At 35.4% G+C, this 22803-nt stretch carries 21 protein-coding genes; 5 read left to right on the top strand and 16 right to left on the bottom strand.

Annotated features, from left to right (window positions below; translation table 11 throughout):
- Positions 1 to 194 precede the first annotated feature (194 nt).
- Entirely contained in the window at positions 195 to 2303 is a 2109-nt protein-coding gene (locus CXF85_RS20090) for a winged helix-turn-helix domain-containing protein (RefSeq protein WP_101230428.1), read from the bottom strand.
- Positions 2304 to 2428: 125 nt separating this feature from the next.
- Here CXF85_RS20090 and CXF85_RS20085 point away from each other — a divergent pair, with 125 nt between their 5' ends.
- Both CXF85_RS20085 and CXF85_RS20080 read left to right on the top strand, forming a co-directional pair.
- Positions 2429 to 3367 (top strand): alpha/beta hydrolase family esterase, encoded by a 939-nt coding sequence (locus tag CXF85_RS20085; RefSeq protein ID WP_101230427.1) that lies wholly within the window; start codon positions 2429 to 2431, stop codon positions 3365 to 3367.
- Positions 3368 to 3522: 155 nt separating this feature from the next.
- Positions 3523 to 4287 (top strand): DUF642 domain-containing protein, encoded by a 765-nt coding sequence (locus CXF85_RS20080; RefSeq protein ID WP_101230426.1) that lies wholly within the window; start codon positions 3523 to 3525, stop codon positions 4285 to 4287.
- A gap of 167 nt (positions 4288 to 4454) precedes the next feature.
- Here CXF85_RS20080 and CXF85_RS20075 read toward each other — a convergent pair whose 3' ends face one another.
- From CXF85_RS20075 to CXF85_RS20045, 8 genes are all read right to left on the bottom strand, one after another.
- Positions 4455 to 5606, bottom strand: a complete 1152-nt coding sequence (locus CXF85_RS20075; RefSeq protein ID WP_101230425.1) for a helix-turn-helix domain-containing protein — start codon at positions 5604 to 5606, stop codon at positions 4455 to 4457.
- Between the two features lie 149 nt (positions 5607 to 5755).
- The gene (locus CXF85_RS22855) at positions 5756 to 5929 is read right to left on the bottom strand and encodes a hypothetical protein (protein ID WP_157829150.1); all 174 of its coding nucleotides are present in this window, start codon (positions 5927 to 5929) and stop codon (positions 5756 to 5758) included.
- Between the two features lie 49 nt (positions 5930 to 5978).
- A complete protein-coding gene (locus CXF85_RS20070; RefSeq protein WP_101230424.1) occupies positions 5979 to 7142 on the bottom strand; it encodes a lipase family protein in 1164 nt (387 codons plus the stop codon).
- 44 nt (positions 7143 to 7186) lie between these two features.
- Positions 7187 to 7738 (bottom strand): DUF6795 domain-containing protein, encoded by a 552-nt coding sequence (locus tag CXF85_RS20065; protein ID WP_101230423.1) that lies wholly within the window; start codon positions 7736 to 7738, stop codon positions 7187 to 7189.
- 262 nt (positions 7739 to 8000) lie between these two features.
- Positions 8001 to 8633 (bottom strand): hypothetical protein, encoded by a 633-nt coding sequence (locus CXF85_RS20060; RefSeq protein ID WP_101230422.1) that lies wholly within the window; start codon positions 8631 to 8633, stop codon positions 8001 to 8003.
- 44 nt (positions 8634 to 8677) lie between these two features.
- Positions 8678 to 9346, bottom strand: a complete 669-nt coding sequence (locus tag CXF85_RS20055) for an MlaC/ttg2D family ABC transporter substrate-binding protein (protein ID WP_101230421.1) — start codon at positions 9344 to 9346, stop codon at positions 8678 to 8680.
- Between the two features lie 244 nt (positions 9347 to 9590).
- Positions 9591 to 10175, bottom strand: coding sequence for a TetR/AcrR family transcriptional regulator (locus CXF85_RS20050; protein ID WP_101230420.1), 585 nt, complete (start codon positions 10173 to 10175; stop codon positions 9591 to 9593).
- Between the two features lie 210 nt (positions 10176 to 10385).
- The gene (locus CXF85_RS20045; RefSeq protein WP_101230419.1) at positions 10386 to 13259 is read right to left on the bottom strand and encodes a DUF2339 domain-containing protein; all 2874 of its coding nucleotides are present in this window, start codon (positions 13257 to 13259) and stop codon (positions 10386 to 10388) included.
- Between the two features lie 326 nt (positions 13260 to 13585).
- On the opposite strand from CXF85_RS20045, the gene CXF85_RS20040 reads away from it, so the two are divergent.
- Positions 13586 to 14206, top strand: a complete 621-nt coding sequence (locus CXF85_RS20040; protein WP_101230418.1) for a hypothetical protein — start codon at positions 13586 to 13588, stop codon at positions 14204 to 14206.
- A gap of 147 nt (positions 14207 to 14353) precedes the next feature.
- Here CXF85_RS20040 and CXF85_RS20035 read toward each other — a convergent pair whose 3' ends face one another.
- The 4 genes from CXF85_RS20035 to CXF85_RS20015 all read right to left on the bottom strand — a co-directional run bounded on the left by CXF85_RS20035 (position 14354) and on the right by CXF85_RS20015 (position 17982).
- Complete coding sequence (locus CXF85_RS20035) at positions 14354 to 14947, bottom strand: FlgO family outer membrane protein (RefSeq protein ID WP_157829149.1); 594 nt, start codon at positions 14945 to 14947, stop codon at positions 14354 to 14356.
- Between the two features lie 215 nt (positions 14948 to 15162).
- Complete coding sequence (locus tag CXF85_RS20030; RefSeq protein ID WP_101230416.1) at positions 15163 to 15834, bottom strand: FlgO family outer membrane protein; 672 nt, start codon at positions 15832 to 15834, stop codon at positions 15163 to 15165.
- A 7-nt stretch (positions 15835 to 15841) separates the two neighbouring features.
- A complete protein-coding gene (locus CXF85_RS20025) occupies positions 15842 to 16438 on the bottom strand; it encodes a FlgO family outer membrane protein (RefSeq protein ID WP_101230415.1) in 597 nt (198 codons plus the stop codon).
- 767 nt (positions 16439 to 17205) lie between these two features.
- A complete protein-coding gene (locus CXF85_RS20015; RefSeq protein WP_101230413.1) occupies positions 17206 to 17982 on the bottom strand; it encodes an isocitrate lyase/PEP mutase family protein in 777 nt (258 codons plus the stop codon).
- Between the two features lie 148 nt (positions 17983 to 18130).
- Between CXF85_RS20015 and CXF85_RS20010 the strand changes: the two genes are divergently transcribed.
- The gene (locus tag CXF85_RS20010) at positions 18131 to 19042 is read left to right on the top strand and encodes a LysR substrate-binding domain-containing protein (RefSeq protein WP_232771284.1); all 912 of its coding nucleotides are present in this window, start codon (positions 18131 to 18133) and stop codon (positions 19040 to 19042) included.
- Between the two features lie 75 nt (positions 19043 to 19117).
- Here the strand turns inward: CXF85_RS20010 and CXF85_RS20005 are convergent, their stop codons facing one another.
- Positions 19118 to 19858, bottom strand: coding sequence for a hypothetical protein (locus CXF85_RS20005; RefSeq protein WP_101230411.1), 741 nt, complete (start codon positions 19856 to 19858; stop codon positions 19118 to 19120).
- 10 nt (positions 19859 to 19868) lie between these two features.
- Positions 19869 to 20318 carry a hypothetical protein gene (locus CXF85_RS20000; protein ID WP_101230410.1) on the bottom strand — a complete coding sequence of 150 codons (450 nt, stop codon included), beginning with the start codon at positions 20316 to 20318 and terminating at the stop codon, positions 19869 to 19871.
- A gap of 401 nt (positions 20319 to 20719) precedes the next feature.
- Between CXF85_RS20000 and CXF85_RS19995 the strand changes: the two genes are divergently transcribed.
- On the top strand, positions 20720 to 21196 hold the full coding sequence (locus CXF85_RS19995; protein ID WP_101230409.1) for a DUF4442 domain-containing protein: 477 nt from the start codon (positions 20720 to 20722) through the stop codon (positions 21194 to 21196).
- Between the two features lie 184 nt (positions 21197 to 21380).
- On the opposite strand, the gene CXF85_RS19990 is transcribed toward CXF85_RS19995, so the two are convergent.
- Positions 21381 to 22721: a DUF3300 domain-containing protein gene (locus CXF85_RS19990; protein WP_101230408.1), complete on the bottom strand. Its 1341-nt coding sequence runs from the start codon at positions 22719 to 22721 to the stop codon at positions 21381 to 21383.
- Between the last annotated feature and the right edge of the window lie 82 nt (positions 22722 to 22803).

Genomic DNA, 22803 nt, shown 5'->3' with positions numbered 1-22803 from the left:
TGTACTAAAACGCAAAAAATAAAGCCGTAATAAAGATATTTTATTACGGCTTTTTTTTTGTTATTAAACCATTGAATTAATTAATAATAACAAACGGATTAATGTAAACTATAACGGATAGTTACTACATGATGTCGCAATCAATTTTGTTCATTTGTAGTTAACTATAAATTAAGTAAAAACTATGCTCATGATTACTCAATTTGTGTTACCCAAATACTTGAATATGAGGCCTCAACTAACTCTCTTTGAACCACACTATGATCAAAAGAAACAGAGAACGCTCCCGGTGTTTTTAATTCAAACATAGACATATAGCTACTAATTTGTGTTGTAAAGTCAAACTGATATAGTGATTGTTCTTTTATATAATAAAGTTTTTGACCAACTATTTGCCACTTTTTCCATGCTGTTATTTTATACTCGGGTAATAATACTTTTTCTATGTTGGTTTCTAAGTCAAGTTGAAATATTCCAGGTGAGTTATATTTAGTAATATATGCACTACGCTTATTTTCTCCAAATTGAATACTATAACCTCCTTGAGTCGTTAATTGAGTTACACTTTTTGTAGGTAAATTCATTCCCCAAATCTGCCATTGACCACCTTTATTTGAACTAAAGGCAATATTACCCTCATCAATAAATGAGACATAATGTACGCTATTCTCTTGTGATAATAACAATTGCCACTTCTGTTTATTAATATCATACAAATATAACTTTTGGTTGACTCCAGCCATTAAAAAATCATCACTTGCCGACCAATCAAAATTAGAAAAAGTACTGATTTCACCTGGAAATTTAGCATTGTAAGCACGTTGACCTTCCAATTTAATTATGATTTCAGCTTCACCGCTATCGGTAGATAGATATGAAACACTTTTTGATAAATTAGAAAACTTCATTTCATAATTTATGAAGCTAGAGTTGGTCACAGCCTGCTTGGTATTCACTTGTTCTGTTAACAAAGGGTACTGATAAATGTTCGCAGTGACTTTACCTTTATCAAAAATAATTTTCTTTGTTAAAGCGTGAGCTCGTGCATAGCCGTAATTAGTATTAACGCCGAGTATTGATGTTTTTTGTGTTAATAAGTCATATTGTTTTAGTTGATCACCATCAGTAAGTAACAACTGACTATCACTCAACCAAGAAACATGAGAGTTAGCTGAAAATGTCGGACCAATAACGATTTTGTTATCTGAACCGTTTAACGCAATAAACTTTAATATTGCTTGGTTTTTGTCCCTATACTCCAATACAGCTAATTGGTTACCTGAAGGTGATAAAGCTAATGTAAAATCACCATGGTCCGCTGTAACATCAGAAAAAGTAAGTTGCTTGAATGCCTTGGTATCAAGTTGATAAGAATAAATATTAAATACACTGGTAATACTCCGCCTGTAATTAAAAAACAAAGTATTAGATTCAACATGAAAACTTAAATTGGTCATCGCTCTATCAGCACAATTAAAAACACTTTCTATAACTTTATTTAATAGAGAAACTTTAACAATTTCACAATTCCTTTCCTCCAGATTGTTGAATCTTGATGCCAATACATAGGCATCGTCTGCATAAATGACATAGGTATAATAAGTATCATCGTTTGTTAACCGTTCTGCTTTTTTTCCTTCTTTTTGTAGCCAAACTTGTACCCTATCATTAGCCTTTTCCTTATGCAGAAATACTAAATCCTGACCCGATGCGGATAAGTCACCTTTAAAAGAAGTGCCCTTCAACGTAGTTAACGGTTTTTCAATCGCCAAAGTAAGTGACAACATCGGGACTGTGTTTCTCCAAATAAATAGATATAAGAGGACAATCGTAAATAACAAAATAGGGATTATAATTACAACATTAAGTGTTTTTTTGTTACTTTTTTTTGAAGCTACCGAAAAATCAAGTGTGCATAACTCCTTAGCTTTAACCTCATTGATTTCAGGCTTTTCACTAACTAACTTTTCGTTTGGCAAATAACGTTCTTCATCAATTAACATTATTTGAGCATCAAACAAATAACCTACTTTACTTACTGTAATAATAATTTTCGGGTCAGTAACATCCTCTTCAATAACCTTTCGTAATTCACCTATCGCACGGTTAATCGCAGCATAACCAACCACTCGGTTCTGCCAGACATATTTAATCAACTCTTCTCGAGTAATAGCTTGTTTTGAGCGTTTACAAAAATAGAGCAACAGTTGGAAAACTCGAGGCTCTAACTTATACCTCACGTTGCTCTTACTTAATGAACTTAATTTAGTGTCAAGACTAAAGCCATTAAAAACATATTCCATATACAACTAACATCCTGATTTAAAATAAAATTAACAAATGATTACCATTTCATTATCATTTCTATATTGCCATTTACCCCATATTTTCTCAAGCTAGCTCTACATTTACTTTCTTGGTTAATTTAATGAAAAGCACTAAAAAAAATCACATACAACTCACTAATGACTTACTAAAAATAGCGTTAACGAGCTTATTTATGACCTCTTTATTATCTGCATGTGGAGATGGAGGTGGCTCATCAGAAGAAAAAACATCAGTATCTAAAGAAGTGATAGTAGAAGTACCGAAATGTTTAGGTAGTAAAATAGATGATAAAACGAGTTGCTTAGAAATAAGTAATCGCAAAGCAATACTCTATAAAGATAATAAAGAAACTAAAGATGGAATCGCCTTATTTTTGCATGGTTCACCTGGCTCCGCCAATAAAGTAATGGGAATATTCGATGCAAAAATGATAGCAACTCAACACAACCTAGTAGCAGTTAGTCCTGAGGGAATAGTTAGTGGTTGGGGTTGGTTGAGTGTAAACAATTCGGCTTCCAATGAGAACAGTGATGTAGAGTATCTAACCGAGTTGATAACAAAAGTAAGAAGCGAAGGAAATATTAACACTGACAAGTTATATATATTTGGCTACTCCGCCGGTGGTTTTATGGCTTATAGACTAGCTTGTGCAATGCCAGAGAAAATAACCTCCATAGTTTCATTAGCAGGACAATTTAGAGGAAACCTTGACGCATGCGAAACTAGCACCCCACTAGCCATTCATCACTTCCATAGCACTTCTGATGATGCTGTGCCTTATAATGGTCGCTCATTGGACAGCATAAAGTCTGTTGACGATACTATTGAACTATGGCGTATTAATAATGGCTGTGACATAGACGAAAACAGCCAAGAGCACGTTGGGGTTACAGCAAACAGTAGCAAAACAATAACGTTAACTTATAATAACTGCCTTGCTTCTGTAACCTTATCTAAAATGTCTTTTGTGCCTCACGAAGCTGAGTATATTAGTCAGAACTTGTATCAAATATATAAATACATCTTTGATACTAAGTAATAGTTATGATTAGGTAGGCTACTGAAAGGTAGTTCCTGCCTTATTTTTATTACTGAAATTGATATCATTTTCAATTGGACACTTTAGCCATATTTTAAAAGATCTTATCTCCCTATACTAGCGCCCACTTATTACTATTTACATGGGTTCTTTGCATGCTAAAAATATTTTTAAATACTACTTTATCAATTTCCTTATTACTCTCTAGTTCACTAGCTAACGCATCATTGATCACCAATGGTAGCTTTGAAGAATTACTATTTGCTGACAACTCGCTATCAAAAGGTAATGTTCATAAAACTAATTTACAAAACTTTGGAAATAAAAATAGTGCTTGGGATGTTTTTTACACTTTACCTGGTTGGATAACGACGGCTGGTAATGGTATCGAGTTGCAAAAGAATATAGTTACGGATTCTGCAGATGGTCAACAACATGTTGAACTTGATTCTCACCCTCGTGGTTCATCAAATGCCGTAATGACACAATCACTAGATTCACTCATCATTGGTGCAGAGTATTTATTAGAGTTTTCTTACAAGCCTCGTACCAATCAGCTGAACGATAATGGTATTAATGTATTTTGGTATGATGCCGCCACAGATTTCAATCTAAATATGAATGCTGACTTAGCTGTTGATGGTAGAAGCAAAAAGCATCCAAGCTGGGCAACACAATCAATTGTTTTAACCGCACAGTCTGAAACAATGGATTTAAGTTTTGGCGCCTTTGGTAAACAAAATTCATTAGGTGGTTTACTTGATAATGTCTCATTAGTACAAGTTAGTGATGGCCCTGTGACTGATATTCCTGAGCCTTCAATTTTCGCACTCTCCTTATTTGGTTTTGCTGCCTTAATTCGCCGCCAACAGAAAATAAAAATAAAATCGAATGCTGCTTTATTGATTGATAGTAAATAAAACCCAATTAAACTTTCTCGGTCAGCCCCCCTCTTGTATAAGAGTGACTGAGAAGGTTTCCCCAATTAATACCAATTTGATTAAATTAACAACTAACCTCGACAAACTATCCCTCTATATAATAATTCCCAATCCATTTATTACCTGTGAATTGATCTACCAATAAACTAATTATCAATAAAGAAAATAGCCTGTATATCACTGAAGCCGTCAAGATTTAACAGTTCAGCTTTTTGCTGCAATTCACTATGTTCTGTTCGCCCTGTTGCTAAAGCGTATAAGCAAGACAACATAAACAACACTAATTCATCTTGTTTACTTCCCTTTGTTTCCAGCTTACTTACTTTATCTAAGTGATTGAGTTGCCTAATTACACTGGCATCGATATGCCATAAAGATAACATTAAGCTTGAAGCCGTATAGACACTCATATTCATTGACTCATGAAGATGATGATTAAGTGAATGTAAATCATCAATACCTCGCAAAGAATGCAGCATAAGTTCATGTTTAACTGCATTTTTATGACACAGCAATAATACGCCTAACAACCCGAACACCAAGACTTGTTCAATTAGGTCATTATCAAATTTAATATCGATACCTGCCGACTTACGCATCAATTGGAAAAACTTTGGCGCAGTTAAGAATGCATTAGTACATTGATTAATAACGTTTTGATTAACATATTCTGCTAGCGCATCTTTAACAGAATAGATAACGGCTAAGTTAACTACCGTATTAATACCTAAACTTCGACTAATAGCTTCTTGGGTATTTTTTGGTGTTTTACCGTAAATAGCTTTACTAGCAAGCCCCATCAAACGTCCTGTGAAAATAGCATCTTTCTCAACAATTTTTAGAACCCGTTGCAGATCAAAGCTGTCTTGGTCTTTCTCCCCTATTAACTGTTGGCAACTATCCGGTAGAGGCGGCATATTTTTCGCTATTACACTTAAGTTCTGTTGATTGTTTTTATCATTACCTACTAATGATAATTCACGAAATTGAGAAGGTGTGATGCCAAATTTATGTCGAAAAGCACGCTCGAAAGTCGCACGCTCTGAATAGCCTAGCTTCACAACTAAGGTATCAATACTTATATGCTGAGTAAGTAAATCGTGAACGCACAACTCATTCAAATACTTTTGTTGAATAAGTTTAAAAGTGGTTTCTTCTTGGCTGAGTTTACGTCGAAAAGAAGTCATACTCATAGCTAATTCGGCGGCGCATTGCTCAATAGTTAGCGTTGCTGGCACAGTACTTTTTGTTAGCAGTGAGTTGACCGCCTCAGTTAATAATAATAATTTTTTATTCATGTCATTAGGGGCGTTTATTTATTGAAGATAGGCTAACACGACTCAGTAAGTAGAGTGATATACATTGAGCAAAGGATTTGAGTGAAAATGTATAACTCTCTTCATTTACAATGATATCTATAAAAGAGAGTTATCGGTAATAGGATAACTTACCACCAAAGGTAATAAAATCCCCAGAGTGGTAAAAACACAAAAATAAAACCCGTCATATATTCAGCTAATGCGTGATACTGCGGGTTGTGAGACCTTTTATCTGCTTTTCTAACACCAACAAAAATACAGCAAAGCAGCATAAAAGAGGCAAACAATTTAAGAATAATCATTAACAGTCCTCTCTTTAAACTTATGCTGAATATAATACCAAAAAATCAATTAAATTTTCCTAATTGCGCGTTGAGCATTATCGTAGTTTTTTCGAGTTAAGCGCAGCAACGCTGTTCGAATTACGCCTCTGGTTAATTCTTCTTTAGTCTTGGCTACTTTCATACCCAGAGCTTGCATAATACGGCGCATAAAGCGCATAACCCAGTAACTAATGTTATCAGCTAAATCGATGCCCTTAGAAAGTATGTAAGCGAGTTTATCTGCTAATGTAGCCACTCCCATAACAGCTCCCTGCAGGGCAGCTACAACACTAATACCTATTTTCTTAAGTACATAGATTAATGCAGACTCTGCCCATCGTAAAAAGGTAGACGAATCGGCACTGGTATATCTTTTAGAATTTAACCACTGTTCAATAGCCCACTCTACATCATAAGGTTCATCAGGCACGTTATTTAACGCACTCCAGCTTTTACTTCTTACTGAGTCAGCGTATTTACCCATTTTATGAGCCGCACCACTAAATACTAACTCTGATGATGAGAGAAAGTGTCCACTTGAATTATAAGGTGCTTGCATAAACGGAAATAACGCCACCATAGGTACGGGATCTGTTTTATGATAAACGCGGTGGATATTTTCAATTTTAAGATTATCCGTCGTACTTTTAGCAAAAAAGTAAGTACCCACTCTTGGTGCGCCAAAAGTATAAAGCTTGACACTTTTCCCCGCTTTTTTCTTAAGCCAATCGGCAGCTAATGAGGCTACAGCGCCACCTAAACTATGGCCGATACAATGAACGGTTCCGGTGACTTTATTTTTTGCTAGAAACGAGCGGATTTGAGGTAACATACTGGTAAAAGTACTATTAAAACCAACATGGACCATATGACCAGTACTTGAGCTAGTTAGGCCAATATTACCATCGGTAACAAAATCAGCTTTATTGTTAGCCGTTGTAGTGCCACGAAAGATTAGAAATAAATCGTTTTCATAACCTTTACCACCCATAGCACATACGCCAAATCCATCTTGAGCCGAAAGTAAAACTTTTCCACCCACTGTTGCATTTAGTGTCATTTTAGCCCCATTCCCTGACGAGAATATTTTATTAGCTAAAAATGCTTTATAAGTGATTGAGTCTCCACTATTTACTGCATAAACTTTATCCGCTACGCTCGCAGCTAATTCTGGGCTGAGTTCATTACTCATGTTTAATCCTTTAAATTTAATTTGATGATAAAACCTTTAATTGACTAAGGCATTCCTTTCCATTTACAACGTGAAAAAATTCCAACTCGTGAAATATCGACTAACGCTTCATCATGAGCCATATCACAAACTAGCTCTTCTAATGGTGCTTTCGTATCAGAATATATTTCAGCACTTCTTTTAGAGCTATGATAAAAAAAATTATCATCATCGACAGATTTTACATATAAAGTTATAGTGCCAACAAACTCAGTTAATTTTCCTATCGCAAGAATTTCTTCATATACGGGGATAGTGAAGTACCCTTCTCCATCTGTAAAAAATTCGTCAACTGTACCTTCATCATTACCGCTCCAACTTAAGCGTCTAATAATTTTAGTGTTAACCAGTGGTTGTCCATCTTTTACTAATATTCCTTCTAGAGGTGAAGAAACAACGTACTTCTCAGTATTTTTCTTTCCAAATAACCCCAACATGGTTGATTCCTTGTTTGATACTTCGTTTACATTTTCTTCAGCTATTTTATCCTGTGAACTACTTTCACCAGAACAACCCAACAGTATAATTAGACTCAATAAACTTATTAGTAATTTCATTAATTATTGTCACTTGTTTTACTTAAATAAAATATAAAGGTTTTACAAGATATTTACAATTTATTATTACTTAACGAACATTTCTGAACGTTGAAAGTAGAAGAAACTCGTTGGGCCTGCAACGTTAAACGACATGATTAGATCATACGCTAAGCAATATGGACTTGGTGTATATTGACTAATTAGTTAAATGATTAATGGTAGGAAATACAGAGAGAAATTTAAGCACCTGAATTAGTGCTTAAATTTTGAGTGAAATAGTTTAAGTCGCTAGGGGTTTTAGTGTTGTTTGGTGATCGCGATTTTGCACACTTCTTAATTGATAAAAAGAACCAATAAATAAAAATACATAACCAAATAACTCTAAACCTTCCTGAATAATAGTTTTATAAATATGATGATAATCATCATTCATTACTTCTTTCCAAAGTGTACCTGAACCAAATAATCGACTAAAAATCATGACAATAACTAAACCCACTAAAATATTAAAATAGGCGTTAGTTTGACTAAAGGAACGAACTGAGCTGATAAAATAAGTGCTGTGTTTTATGCTATAAATTATCACTGAGCTTGCTAACAAGATCGTTGGGTAAAACCAAAACCCATGTACTATCATATCGAAATAATAATCTAGTTCGCGCAAAAACATACAACCAAAAAATCCAGCGACTAAAATAAATAATGTTCGTGATTCTTCTACTTTAGTTGCTGACCAAATAAAAATAGCTGCACTCGCTAACAATAGCAGTTGCTGGAATAGTTCAGTGAGTGAACGCTCAGATAGGTTATTCTCTAAGAAAAAATAATCTATATTAATGGTGGTAATAACACCTGCTGATAACAATGAAATTATAATAAAAGGTAATACTAATTCTTTGAATAATAAATACAAAACAAACTCCGTTTACGATAAATAGATAGGAAATGTAAGAAACGTTATTTAGATAAAGCGGCTAATTCTAGCGTAACAAGATCTATACCCTGCTTAGCTATTTTCTTATTCAACTCGGCTTGTTTAGTGCTTAATAGTGAAATGCCTTCAATCGTAATATCAAACGCCTTCCATTGTTTTGTTTTTTTATTTTGTCTCATTTGAAAAACGATATTAATCGTAGGTGCCCCTTGCTCAATAATTTGAGTTTTTATACCGATGATTCTTTTGCCTTTGGTTGGCTTTTCTGGTTCAAAAATAACTTGTTGGTTCTTATACTTAGATAAAGCAATAGAGTAAGTCCTCACTAAGTAATGACGCATTGCTTTAACAAATTCTGCACGTTGATCTTTCGATATTTTCTTCAAGTGTTTACCTAAAATACGGTAAGAAGCATAGCGATAATCTATTGATGGCATTAACTCTTCTTCAACAATTTCTCGCATTAAATGTGGAAATTTAGCAATGGCTTGCTGATTAGCCGATATACGTGAAAATAAATGGGTGCCTGCTGTTTTTAATACCACATAAGGTGAGGTACTTTCTGAATTAAGTACTGAGGACGAGACCGGTGTAGTAGCCGTTGTCGAAACAGATGATGCTGCCAATACTTCGGCAGGAAGAATTGAAATTAAAATAAAAGCTAAAAGGCTTTGTGCTAATAATGCTCGCATGAAAAATAAATCCTTAAATATAAAAATAGGTACTACCATGATTCAGTAAAGCATACCGACCGAGCGGTATGCTTGTATGGCGAGATAATAGCACCGACCGAGCGGTTTGTTAAAGATATTTAAAGAACAAAAAAGTTTACGAAAGTGTAAATTGGAATAAGAACTTAGCTAGGATGCTGCTAAGCGTTTTAAAGTTGATATAAGTCGTTAAATAATAGGGATAAAATCATATCCCATTACTTATTTATTTTTTCAACGCTCTAATATAAAGGCATAACTCAGCAATAACTTGCTGAAACAATACTTTATTACGTGAACTTTTACTTAAACTGGTAGCGCCATTTAAAGTAGCAACAATAAAGTAGCCCACTTGGCTACCGGCTAAATCGGTACGTAAGTCGTCGCTAACTCTCTCAAAAGCATCGGTAATTAACTGATTCAACTGCTCTTGCATTGACAATATACGTAAACGAAAGCCTTCATCAACATTGGCCATTTCTTCACAGAGATTATTAAGCGGGCAGCCACAAACAACTTCACTGCAAGACATGTCTTCAGTCATTGCTGTTAAAAAATCACACAATCCTTCAATGGGATCATCGACATCCAGCGGTGTATGCCATACATTCAAAAACATCGGCGTATAAATTTCTTCAAATACTGCGTAACCCAGCTCGATTTTACTGCTGAAGTGATGGTACAACGCACCTTTTGATATTTCGCAGCGATTGAGAATAACCGATAAGCTAGTCGCTTTAAAACCATGCTGATGAATTTCATCGGCTGCCACGGTTAAAATATTTTGGCGGGTTTGCTCTGCATCTCTCATAATTACTACTCATTTATTTACTGAACGGTTTTAATCAACTAAATAATAACCAACCGATCGGTATGTTGCAAGTGTACTTATGTAATCATTTGACTGACCTATGTAATGCATGACAGGGCTCAATGCGAGCCCTGTTAAAATTAAAAATGTGAAAGACACTCCACACTGACTAGTACTTTAAGATAATTATAGAGGAATATCTCTCCTCCACTATCTAGTCATTGTTACTTCTTCTTTATTAGATATTTTTTGATACCAAAACGATGCTAGTAAAATAAATACGCCAATGCCCATAAATAGCATCACTTTTTGCCAGAGCAATGCGTTTGCCGCATCAATCATGGCAAGTTTGACTATGCCTAATAAAATCAGCCCAAAGCTATATTTCACTGTTGCCGTACGCCTATCCTTTAAGAATAAAATCATAGCGCCATGAACAGCTAATAGAGGTGCCATTAATAAATCTAAGCGGTACATTTCAAGTGAATACAATAGACTTACATAGGTCATTACGGCGATAGAGTGTAAGAATAAATCACCATTAAGTTTGAACATTTTATCGAGTCTAGACACCTTAAACCTGTACTGTTTTTGATATAAGGTTGCAGCTAAAAAGATAATAGGCACCAATGCATAACTTGCCCTATCTAGAGTGAGGATCCAGGCAGTAACCAATAGCAGTAAATTAACGACGGTGATGAAGCTTTCATTTCTTTTTAAGTGTTTAGATAGGCTCATTACATTAAAGGCCAAAGACCAATAAAGTGCCGCACTAACTACCCCATATAAAAGACTATCAGTTTGATCAGCAATAAAGATGGGGATCGCAAAACCAAACGTTAATATGGCCCAACTACAAACAAATTGATAAATATGGGCAGGTTCTTTGCGATTTAATGCATAGGCCGTTGCGTAATAAGCACTAAAACCAAGCAATGCAATAACACTATTAATTAATGATAATTGTTCAATGGCTAGTACCAAACATACACTTGCCAATCCAGTTAATGCTTTAGCTTCCGTAATAAGTAACTTATGATTTATTTTACGCGCTAACATCAACGCCAATAAGGGGGAAAGCCATAACAGCATAAGTGACTCTTCATCAAAACGGCGAATCACCGAGCCTACCCAGCAAATAGGAATGATCATATAGAACAGGATCCGCACCGATTCGGCATACTTTTTCATAACACTGTCTTGCTGATATTTTCTATAAAAAGCAGACCATAACCAAAGCTGCGAGAAAGCAGAGATTAACGCTATCTTTGCAAAGAGTGGTAAATGGGTAAATCGATAACTATCAACAATCATTACCCCTTGATATACATAAAGTAACGGCACAATAATTAATACCGCGGCAAAAATTTCCATCCCTTTGTGCTGACAATTTTTAGCTCTAAATAAGATAGCTAACTGTATGAGGATAACCATGGCACCAGCCCAGTTTCCTAACCATATAGAGGCACTGGCAATAACCAATACAGTAAGCCAAATCACTTCAACTAATTGCAGCAGAGGTTTTATTTTAGTTTTAGTTAGATCGTCAAAGGTTTCACTGTTATTAATGAGTCGTTGCCATTTAGCGATAATTGCCACAATCATCAATGACAATACCCAACCATCAATTGATTTTAAAGCGGGTAAAGGGAAGTACATCATTAAGGCTGACAATGAGTATAACAGTGCTATAGACGTTAAAATTTGACCTTGGTGAATAGATGTCGAAAATTTATATCGACGACCAATTGACAGTAATAATAGTCCCTCTACTGCCCAAGCTATTCCCCAATATGCATCACTAATAGTACTGACAATAGCCAATATTGCCCATGAAGCTGAAAGTAAAATGAAGAAATGGGTGAGCTCACGTTTTACCTTATAAAAGAATACACTGGCCGTTATAGCAACTAAGGTATTAAAACCAAAAGTAACGCTTATTTGCGTGCTAAATAATTCGGTTGCTTGCAAGAATAATAAGACGATAGCGCCAACAAGGGCAGCAAGAAAAATTAAACTCTTTTTAGTGGCTGAATTTTCTTTATACAAAGCCATACAAACGTAAGTAAAAAAGAGTAGATAAAATATGTTAACTAGCCAAGCTGACAAGATAATATTTTCAAAGCCTACTATCCATTCAAGCGACAACAGGGTAAACGCAAGGCTCAAATGTGCAAGCCAAGCGCCAACATGCCGGTATGATAAAACCAAACTGCTACAAACAACAAAAGCTAACGAGAGCAGATAATAAATTGGCTCAATACTAATCACATTAGAAAGCGCTGGCATCGTGGCTATACCTATGATGCCTAATGCGGCAACAACCTTGGTGTCTAACCATAGAGCAAGTACATGACAAACTAAGGCGATCACTAAATATAAGCTCAGCACAGCTAGATTAGGTATAAGCGCATAAACACTACCCGAAAAATACACTGTGCTGTAAGACAACAATATACCTAAGGTGACAATAGCAGTAGCAAACTCGCCATAGCGGGTTTTAATTTTGAGACCTATACCTAATCCCATCACCAAAATGGCCGCAAAGCACATTAACAGTGATTTAGATCCCGCGCCTAATTGGTCAATAAGCAGTTGCATTAAATAGCCAAAACCAGCCAGGGTTAAACCTATACCAACCATGGTAAGGGTGAATATGCCTAACATGCCTTTAGCTTTATAAGACTGATATGCTTGGGTGACGGGAGTGAACCATTCAAAAATCGAAGTGAATAAAGCTTGGAATAAAACGGTGACAAATGAGGGTACCGCAAAACTTGATGGTGCCCTTTCCTTACCTGATGAGAATTTTTCACCGGTAACATTTGTTTTAGACGTTTCCGTTTTATGGAAAGTTGGATTAGCTACAGCATCTTGAACTGAAGCTAACTGCACAGTACTATCCGGCACAAATTCTGCGCTATGCTCATCAATTTTAGTTACCGTTTGCTGTTGTTGTATCGCTTGTATATCGTCATGCGCAAGCAAGTCATTCAAACGGTTTTCAACAACGCCAACTCGTTGGCTAAATTGAAGCTTAATAAGCGCTAATTCGGATCTTAGCGCTTTAACGTCTTCATTCATTATTACTTCCTGTAATTTATGCGTCGGATTTTAAATTTTTATTACCTGCTAAGATAATGCTATAAGCAATTGACTACAATAATTAACTTATCTTTTCATACACTTTTCATGTGACTATTGAATATTACTTTAATAGTCCCTATTAGTATTATTTACGTACTTATGAGTAGCAATAGATAACAAGTATATTGATAAGAGCGTTCAACTTATTTTTTTGGCATATTTAATGCTTTGTTAATCGATAATAAAACATCATTTTTTAAAAGCTATTATATTAACGCAGTAAGTTTATTATCTTTTAGCAAAGAGTAATCTCAAGGATAAGCATGAAAGCAACCCTAAACAACTGTAAATCAATTAAAAAATTCGTGCGACTAGCAAGTGTTACTTTTGTTGCTTTAGCTATCTATGGCTGTTCATCTACCGAAGAAGAGATAGATAAAGAACAGGCAATAATACAAGAACTGCCACAATTAATGCTTAATGAAATAGCCAGTATGGCTGAACTAGATGCTGCACCTCTAGGAGAGAATCTACATTCAGATGAACTGACCGAGAATATAGATCCAAGTAATAATATAGAAGAAGACAAAACAACCGACACACTAAACAATCAGCAATCGACATCCCCGAAAAAACACCATAATGATAAAGTATTATCTAGATCTTCAAGTCATTATTTTCCTAAAATAGGACTTCATATCGCTATGTTTGAAGACATTAATAGCGTTGCTTTGGGTTGGCAGTACCTACAAAGTATATTGCCTGCAGATCTTATCAATAAGACGCCATTAATCGCGAGGGTTATTTATGAAGATACCGAATATTACAGCTTGCGTATTGGCCCTTTTAAATCAGCCAATTCAGCTAAAATAATATGTCTTAATTTACAGCAGCAGCAACATTATTGTTCAGTGGTTGAATATAAAGGCTTGTCATTTAATTAAAATATACGCTTAACTACACTTAACTCAGCTAGAACATCACTGCTCTAGAATAAAAGCAAAAAAAATGACCATGTATTTAATACAAAGTCATTTTAAAAGTGAAACGATATTAACACTAACTAACTAAATAACTAACTAAATAACTAACTAAATAACTTCAATTACAAAAGACGGGATAAAAGTAGAAGCGGTAGAGATTACTTTCTTCGTTTTTAGCTCCATTATTCGGGCATTAATAGTGAAGCCTCTTTCACTTTCAATGATAACACCAGATAATACATAGGATATTTCACCCGCAAACTCTATTTCATCACGATCTCGGCTAAAAACAAAATCACCTGTTGGCGTAATATTAACACCTCCCATAAGGTGCACATCCATCACCTGAATGTCGTACTCTTGCATATTGCCAATCAAGCTTTCGCTGACTAAATTACCTAATTTACTAGTTTTTTGCAGTGTCTCATCAAACTTAACAAAAGACGTCACCAAAATAGGTTGATTAAGCTGTATATTGCGCAAATTACGAAACAAGTCATGAGCAAGCCTATCGGTATAATCGTTGATCCTTTGGTGCGTATGAAAACTATAAACCTCATCTGCTAAGGTTAAACCAATCATACTTTCTGCAGGGTCATCTTCTTCAGGTACCGACGAACAAGCCGTTATTGCTATCGATAATAAACCCACAGCAGTTAACTGGCTTAAGGTTTTCAGTCGAAACGTTTCATAATTCGGCATAATAAGATCCAATTTAAATTTATTAAAGTGATATTTTACCATTAAGAAAATATCACTTAGCCATAATGTAATGACTCGTGAAAAATACCGCACAAAGTGCGCCAGAATACCTAATCTATCTGTACAGTAAAAATTAAGCATGGTACAACCAAGCGACTTCAGTCTACTTATTAACGTATACCATCAACGTATGTCATTGACGAATAAACAAAAAATCAATTAGAATAAGCCTTTAACGGTACTGTAGTCTTTTTAGGTGCTACAGGCTCTTGTACTTCTTTCTTTTCTTTATCTTTATCTTCTAGCATCACTGCATCAACTACATTGTAGGGGACAAATATTTGCGCTGAACTTACCATGGCTCTACTTTCGAGTAAAATTACCTTAGCGTTAACAAAATAACCACCTTGATGCTTAGTGAGTGTACCCGTAATAATATGACTAGCATCTGCTGCTGGAGATAACTCAAGGTGATCTTCACTTTGATAAAATAAATCGCCTGTTTCTGTCATACGAATAAAGCCACTCGCTTTAAGATCGATCACTGAAAAACCAGTACGATGCACTTCATGACTTATTGCTTCAGTCATTTGTCGGCCAAAGTGACTGGTTTTATTTAGGTTTGAGTCAAGCAAAGCTAAATTAGTCACAACAAAAATATCGTTGTTGTTCGGAAAATCAATGTTGGCAAATAGGTCTTGTGTTAACCACTTAGCATAATGATTAACATTTTTAATGAGTTCATCACCGTGATACCTGTTGCTATCACTTAATTGAGAAGCTCCTTTAACCGAAAAATTTACCTGATTAGGTACATTAATATTTTCATCTGGTAACTCAGCACAGCCAGCAAATAAAACACATAAAGAGAGGGCTTTATATTTCATAATTTTCTCACAACTGTCCACGATAGATTTTACCTTTTTTCAAGTAAACATTGTTTAGTTCAGGTAAATATTCATTTGAAATAAAGGTACGAGCGCTACTAACCACTCTATGTGAGTCAACATCAATGACCTCAACATTCACCTCTACTCCACCTTTAATTTCTAGCATAGTACCTGCTAGTACATAACTCACTTCAATATTTTGAGATAACTCATCTAACTTTCTTGTTAAATAATATGAGGCGTTTGCTGACATTGAAATAGCTTGTGCTGATTTGTGCTCAACAACTTGGCCACCCCGCTGTATTAATTCTGTTTTTAAACTGCTCGAAATTTGATGTCCAAGCAGTGAATTCGATCTTTGTTCGTTTTTTATGCTTAACGTGTCCATCCACACCAGCGTAGTAAATGCTACCGGTTTTTGTTGATAATTAAACTGCCCTACTTGTGTTAATTGCTCAATCAAGTAAAACAATTTATCGTCAAAGTGTTCGTTAGCTTGCAAGGATGCATCTGGTTGCACAGTTACAACTTTTTCACTAAGTGATCCACACCCCATCAGAGCGGTAGATAACACTAATAAACATACGGAGGATAATTTCATGTTGAACCTTCATTACTTATTTATTTGAATAGGCTAGTTACGGTTAAAAGCTGAGTATCAAACCTATATATCAAAAATGCACATTAACGCTGTATCAAAAACTGTATATCAATACTCTTTGCGTAAAAGTCTTTACGTAATAGTCTCTGCATAATTAATGCCAAATAAAAATTATGGCCAGTAACTACTTGCACGTTTACTGGAAATGCTTTTCGGGAATAATGCTGCATATAACTTATGTGTCGGCTGAGACAAATCATAATAAACGTGTTTAATCACTTTATTTTGAAATGCAAATTTTCGTTTGAATGTATGCCCCACGGTTTGTACATAAAGTGCTTGAGGTAATAGCTTGTTTTGAACACGCGTTATAGGTATTACTTGAATTCTTGATTGATATTTAGCTTCTACTTTTGGGGGATATGAATGTGCATAACTTACTGAGCTCACGCATACTGAACTCACACTTAGTAAAGTAATTATTAAAATCTTAAATTTTAAAAGGGACTTAATCACGTTCATCACCTGTCTAGTTAATCATTGTGAAAGCTCGCGGTACTCGTAAGTCAATTATTTGACTGGACTGGTAACTACTTTCATTTAACTAGGATGTTGCACAACTGATGCCAACTTAATAAATACGCTAACCGACTGAATTAGTTCAAAATATAACGAAGGAAGTGTTTGATAATTAATCTACCAGGTGATTAAAAGGTACCCGATAGATTAACCGTCAATAAAAATAAGACTAACAATAAGTTGAGTACTTAACCAAATATGGGCTGAAAAGAGTCAGCTTGTTGAATTTTACTAAGCCTTACTGACAAGTCATCTTGCAACGCATCAAAGAGAAAATTCCCCATGCTAATACGCTTTACCCCAAGTAATTTTAACGTCTCAAAATCAGGTAAAGCTGGCAAACACATAACATTAACTGGCAATATTGTACTGTTCACGACTTTTTCAATCGCTTCAGTTTCGACAATACAAGGGACAAACAAACCGTCAGCGCCGGCTGCTTGATATAACTTGGCGCGCTTTTGCGTTTCTTGCAACGCTTCTTCTACGCCAAGTAAAAAGGTATCAGTTCTAACATTAATAAAAACTGTGATGTTATCTTTTACTAATTGAGTGGTAAGCGCCGAAAGGTAGCCTGCAAAGCTATTTTCGTTCATTAATACCCGCTCTTCATTGGTTTTATTTACTTTGCTGTCTTCGATGTTTATTCCAACAACGCCGACTTGTGCTAACCCTTTAATATACCCAGCGGTTATTTGTGCATCATCACTAAAACCGGCTTCAATATCAACAGTTAAAGGTAGATCACTACAAGCTGTAATACGTTTAACTATAAAGAGTAGTTCTTCAAATGGCATGTGCTCACCATCGGCATAACCAAGCATTCTTGCAATAGCAGCACTAGATGTGCCAATAGCCATAAAGCCTAATTGCTCTGCTGTTTTTGCACTGGCGACATCCCACACATTACAAAGTAATAATGTTGTGGTTTGTTGATGTAATAGAGGAAATGGTACAGGTTTCATGATGTAATCTCTGTTAGTTTTAGCGACAGTTGTTAGCTCTTGTATTATTAAGTGTGCTGTTTTCAGATATTAAAAACCAACGATTAGAATCGACTACAACTATAAGCTATGCTTATAATATAAATATCTTGGGTTTTATTATTACATTATGATTAAAAGAGCATTAAAAAATATTAATTTATTGCATAGTTTTGAGTGTGCCGCTCGGCATCAAAGTTATAGTAAAGCAGCGGCAGAATTGTGTATTTCACAGGCGGCAGTTAGTCAGCAAATGCGGCAATTAGAAGAGAACCTAGCAACTCAGTTATTTTTGCGCAAAAGTAAAAGTATGTTGTTAACCCAACAAGGGAAAGCACTATTGTCAGGGACTCAACAGGCTTTTAAGTTGTTAGAGAAAAGTATTAATGAAATTACAGTTGAAGAAATAGCGGGCAGCTTAACCATTAGTTCTACTCAGGCTTTTACTACTTTATGGCTGATGCCAAAACTGAGTGATTTTTCAGCACAATACCCCAATATAAATATTCGTGTTATGTCTTCTGCTCAGTTTGAGGATCTCAAAGAGCAACACATTGACCTCGCTATTCGTTTTGGTCCACGCGTTAAAGAAAATACTGATTCATCGCTTAACTGTGAATATTTTGGCGAAGATCCCGTCTATCCCGTTTGTTCCGAAGCACTGACTAAAAAAATGGACTTTAAAGAACCTAAAGACCTACTCAAAACGTGGTTGGTGAGTTTAGAAAATCCCGGCTGTTACGATTGGCCTTCTTGGTTTGAACATACTAATACCCAAGGTTACCAAGAGCATCAGCAGTGGACTGAGGTACATAGCACTGACATGGCATTAAACGCGGTATTAAATGATCACGGTTTTACTTTAGCTGCCCGCTATTTAATTATTGAACAACTTAAATCGGGCCAACTGGTTATGCCAATTAATATACCGCACCCCAATGTAGTAAAACGTTATTTTGTTTATGATGAGAATTCACCAAAGATAGCGCGTTTAAACGTGTTTACCAATTGGTTAAAACAAGAGATGAATGCGACTAATTAACTTACTGCAGCTTTAACAGAGACAAATGAGAAAACGCTCATTTGTCTTCCATCTCATTATTCTCTTACCGTTAAATTAGCTCTCTGCCATTTCAGTTAAATAGCCTTTTACGTAATTTCTTAACTTTCGAGATTTGGCTTTTTGGCTCACCTGAGTTAATAATTCGGTGTGTTTTTCTTGTTTAGAGCGCGCTAAGACTTTACAGAAAAAGGCGTACTGTTGTACTTCATCACTCGATAACTTATTACGTTGATAATTAGCATTTATTTGCTCGACAATTTCAGCTAGTGCATACTCATTAAAGTACTCAATATCTATTAAGTTGCGGGCTAATTTAGTTTTAAATTCAATATTACCGGTTTTTAATTCCTCAAGCCAAGTTCTGCGTATTTTCTCATTTTTAAGCAAATGATCCATCGCACGTTTATGAATATTCATCGCTATATTTTTACGTAAATATAATCGCCATTTATTAGAATATTTAGTACTAGCTTTACAGCGACTTGAGCTTTTACTTTCACAGCCCACTTTTTTATATGACAACTGCTTAAATGATATTTGAGCGTTATCATGCTTAATTTCAAGCACCAACTCATACCCCTTATAGTCATTTAACCAAGCCGTTACCATCGTTGCAGACTTTTCTTTTACTTCCCAGCCCCGTTGCTTAAGTGACTCTAAAATTACGGCTTCAGCATCAGTGACATAAGTTTTATTAATTTTAATAGGTTCATCAAACCATGAACGTTCTGTTGCAAATGCGTTACTACTAAAAAATACAAAAATCGACAGTAATAAAGTTTTATAATATTTCATTTTAAATTCCTTAGTGGCTTAATGTATTAATAATGGCGCTACGTAAATCTTTCATGTGGCCATAATATTTGCGGCTTTCATTTTTGTAGCAAATACCATCCACATTATTTTTGCATTGATAATCGTCATACGCATCGAGATATTTAAGTTGAATATATTGTTCATCAAATTCAACTTTGGTATAAATTACTGCTTCAGAATGGTCCCAACGAAGTACTAGAAAATTATCACCGTCATCTTCCAATATCCATTTGACACTTTTACTGGTGAGTGCCGCACTGAGAATAGCAAAACGAACCTCTTCTTGGCTGGATTTATGTTTTATAACGTCATGGGCTGACTTGATGTATTTATCTTTAGTCTTTTTCTGTGATTGGTCTATGTTAAGTGGTGATATTTCAGCTTGAGTCGATAACGATAGTCCGATTAAAGCTATGATAAAAAGGTTAACCATTTTCATGTACTATTCATCCCTAAGTGTATTAATTCCGTTAAATATTGCCGTTAGTTTAATTAACAATAAGACGAAAAATGAGGCCGGATAGTAACCATTTTGAACCTATCGGGTCAAGCTAGATTGCACATAAAAATAATAGACTTAGCCGTATTATTTAAAGTAAACCTCCACGTATTCCTCTTATAAAGCTCCTGCCATTTTCGTTAAATCAATTTTTAATTCAACTATTTACATCACAATGACAGCAAAGAATATTTGCTGGATATTAAACCGTCAAGGTACTGAGTAGATTTTGAACGTTATAACGTTTATATTACTACTCACTAACTGGTACGATGAGATAGATTTTATCATTCAAACCAATGTAACTGAATTCCTTAATTCAAATCAAAAAGTGATTGTAAATGAATATATTATTTAAAAAAGCTTGGGTTTTTCGCCTTATCATGAATATCTGGCCGCCATTATTTTTTGCTGGTATTCGTATCAAACATATATCAACTGATTTTAAAGTAGCTCGCGTTGAATTAACATTACGACCATGGAATAAGAATGCGGTTGGTAGCCATTTTGGTGGTTCTTTATTCGCAATGACCGACCCTTTTTGTATGTTGATGATCCTTGCACAGTTAGGTGATAACTATGTGGTATGGGATAAAGCAGCTGACATTGATTTTATAAAACCGGGCAAGGGTAAGGTCTGTGCAGAATTTTCCATTAACCAAAACCTAATTGACGAGATTATTGCTAATACAGCAAATGGTGAAAAGTACTTACCTCAAATCCCTGTATATGTAAAAGACGAACAAGGTGATGTTGTCGCTAAACTGAACCGTACGCTTTATATTCGTAAAAAGAAGCCAAAAGTCATTGTAAAATAATCGAACTAATACACTCGAAATAATACACTCGAACTAAGACAATAAAAGTGAGTTCCATCTAAATAACATACTACTCTAGCAGTTCTTATGTCCAAAAAAATCCAGCATAACAATGCTGGATTTACATAAAAGCATAAATAGCCTGTCTACAAAGATTCACACTATTTTTATTATATCAAATGACTTATTTAACCCTTTCTTTCGATTTATGCTGAGGTCGACTATGCACTGAGGTTTTCTTTACTGATTGCCTCTGGCTTGAAACTTTATGCTTACTTGGTTGATGGACCTTTGTTCTCTTTGCTGTAGAGTCAACTGATCTTGAGCTAGGTTTTTGAGCCTTATAAACACTCTTCCCGGTATTATTACTGTTCTTACTGACACTGCTATAACTTTTGTCTTTCTTAAAACTTCTATTATCCGCATATTTTTTACTGTTAGTTTTACTAACCTTATGTCCAGCCTGTTTACTGTATGGCTTACTTTGCTGATGTGACTTCACCTTTAGCTTCTTATTAAAGTCTTTATGTCGATTAACTTGCTGGGTACTTTTATATGGCTTCACCTTATAACTACTACCAGAAACAATTTTATTATTACGACGTACATTTTTATTGTTCTGTACACTGTTCCCGTAATATTTTTGTTTTACTCGTCCGTGACTGTAAGCAACACCGCGTCTATGTTTTGGTTGATGACTCCACCGTTTTGCTTGATGGCTCGTCACAATCTTTTTTCTAGGATGGTAACCCGCGTAATTACCCTGGTGATTAGAACGATTATAGTGATTAACGACCACATGACGGTTATGCCAGTTAAACGTACTAAAGTAAAAGCGACTACTTATGTGCACGCCATGTCCCCAATAAAAAGGACTATGATGAGCTGCATAATACGGCGGACTATGCCAATAAACAGGTGGGTAATGTGCCCAATACCAGCGTCCATATACTAAGCGAGTATCGTAATAAGGAACGTAAATAATTTCTGGTTGTGCCGGTTCAATAATGATTATCCTCTGTTCTTTTATCACCTTCACATTATCTATATTTGCCAAACTACCTGCTTCATCGGCTTGCTGTCTTAATGCTTGAATACTGGCAAGTACTCTTTCTTCGTCTTGTAAAAAAGCATCACCGAGTTTCTGCATCCAAGTAAGATCTTCACTTAATTTTTCCATAACCCGAGGAAATGCTAACAGTGCTTTTATACTGGCATCCCAGTCTTTTTTCTCTGCCTTTTTTTCAACTTGTGATGCGGTTAATTTAGCGTGTTTATTTAGCCAACGTTCAGCTTCAATGACTTCTATTGGGTAGGTAGACGCAATTAATATATGAGTCAATAAGGTGTCGGGATAAAGAGCAATTGGCGCTAAGGTTTGAGCAAGCTCTGCCTCAGATAAGACAATCTCTTGTTCTTCTTCTGCTAATGAAGCGGAAAAAGCGGTAGAGGTAAAAAGGGTCAAGGATAAAAAGAGTATTCCGAGTATCGAAAGATATTTTAAACCTGTGGAGTGGAAGTTCATAAGCTCACCTTTAATTCATAACTAATCTTATGAACTAGAATACCGCAGTGAAGCTGAACAAAAGCTGAACATAAGCTAAACA

The sequence above is a fragment of the Colwellia sp. 75C3 genome, from assembly GCF_002836255.1.
In the GTDB taxonomy this organism is placed as follows: Bacteria; Pseudomonadota; Gammaproteobacteria; order Enterobacterales; family Alteromonadaceae; genus Colwellia.
This window is presented reverse-complemented; position numbering and strand designations above follow the sequence as displayed.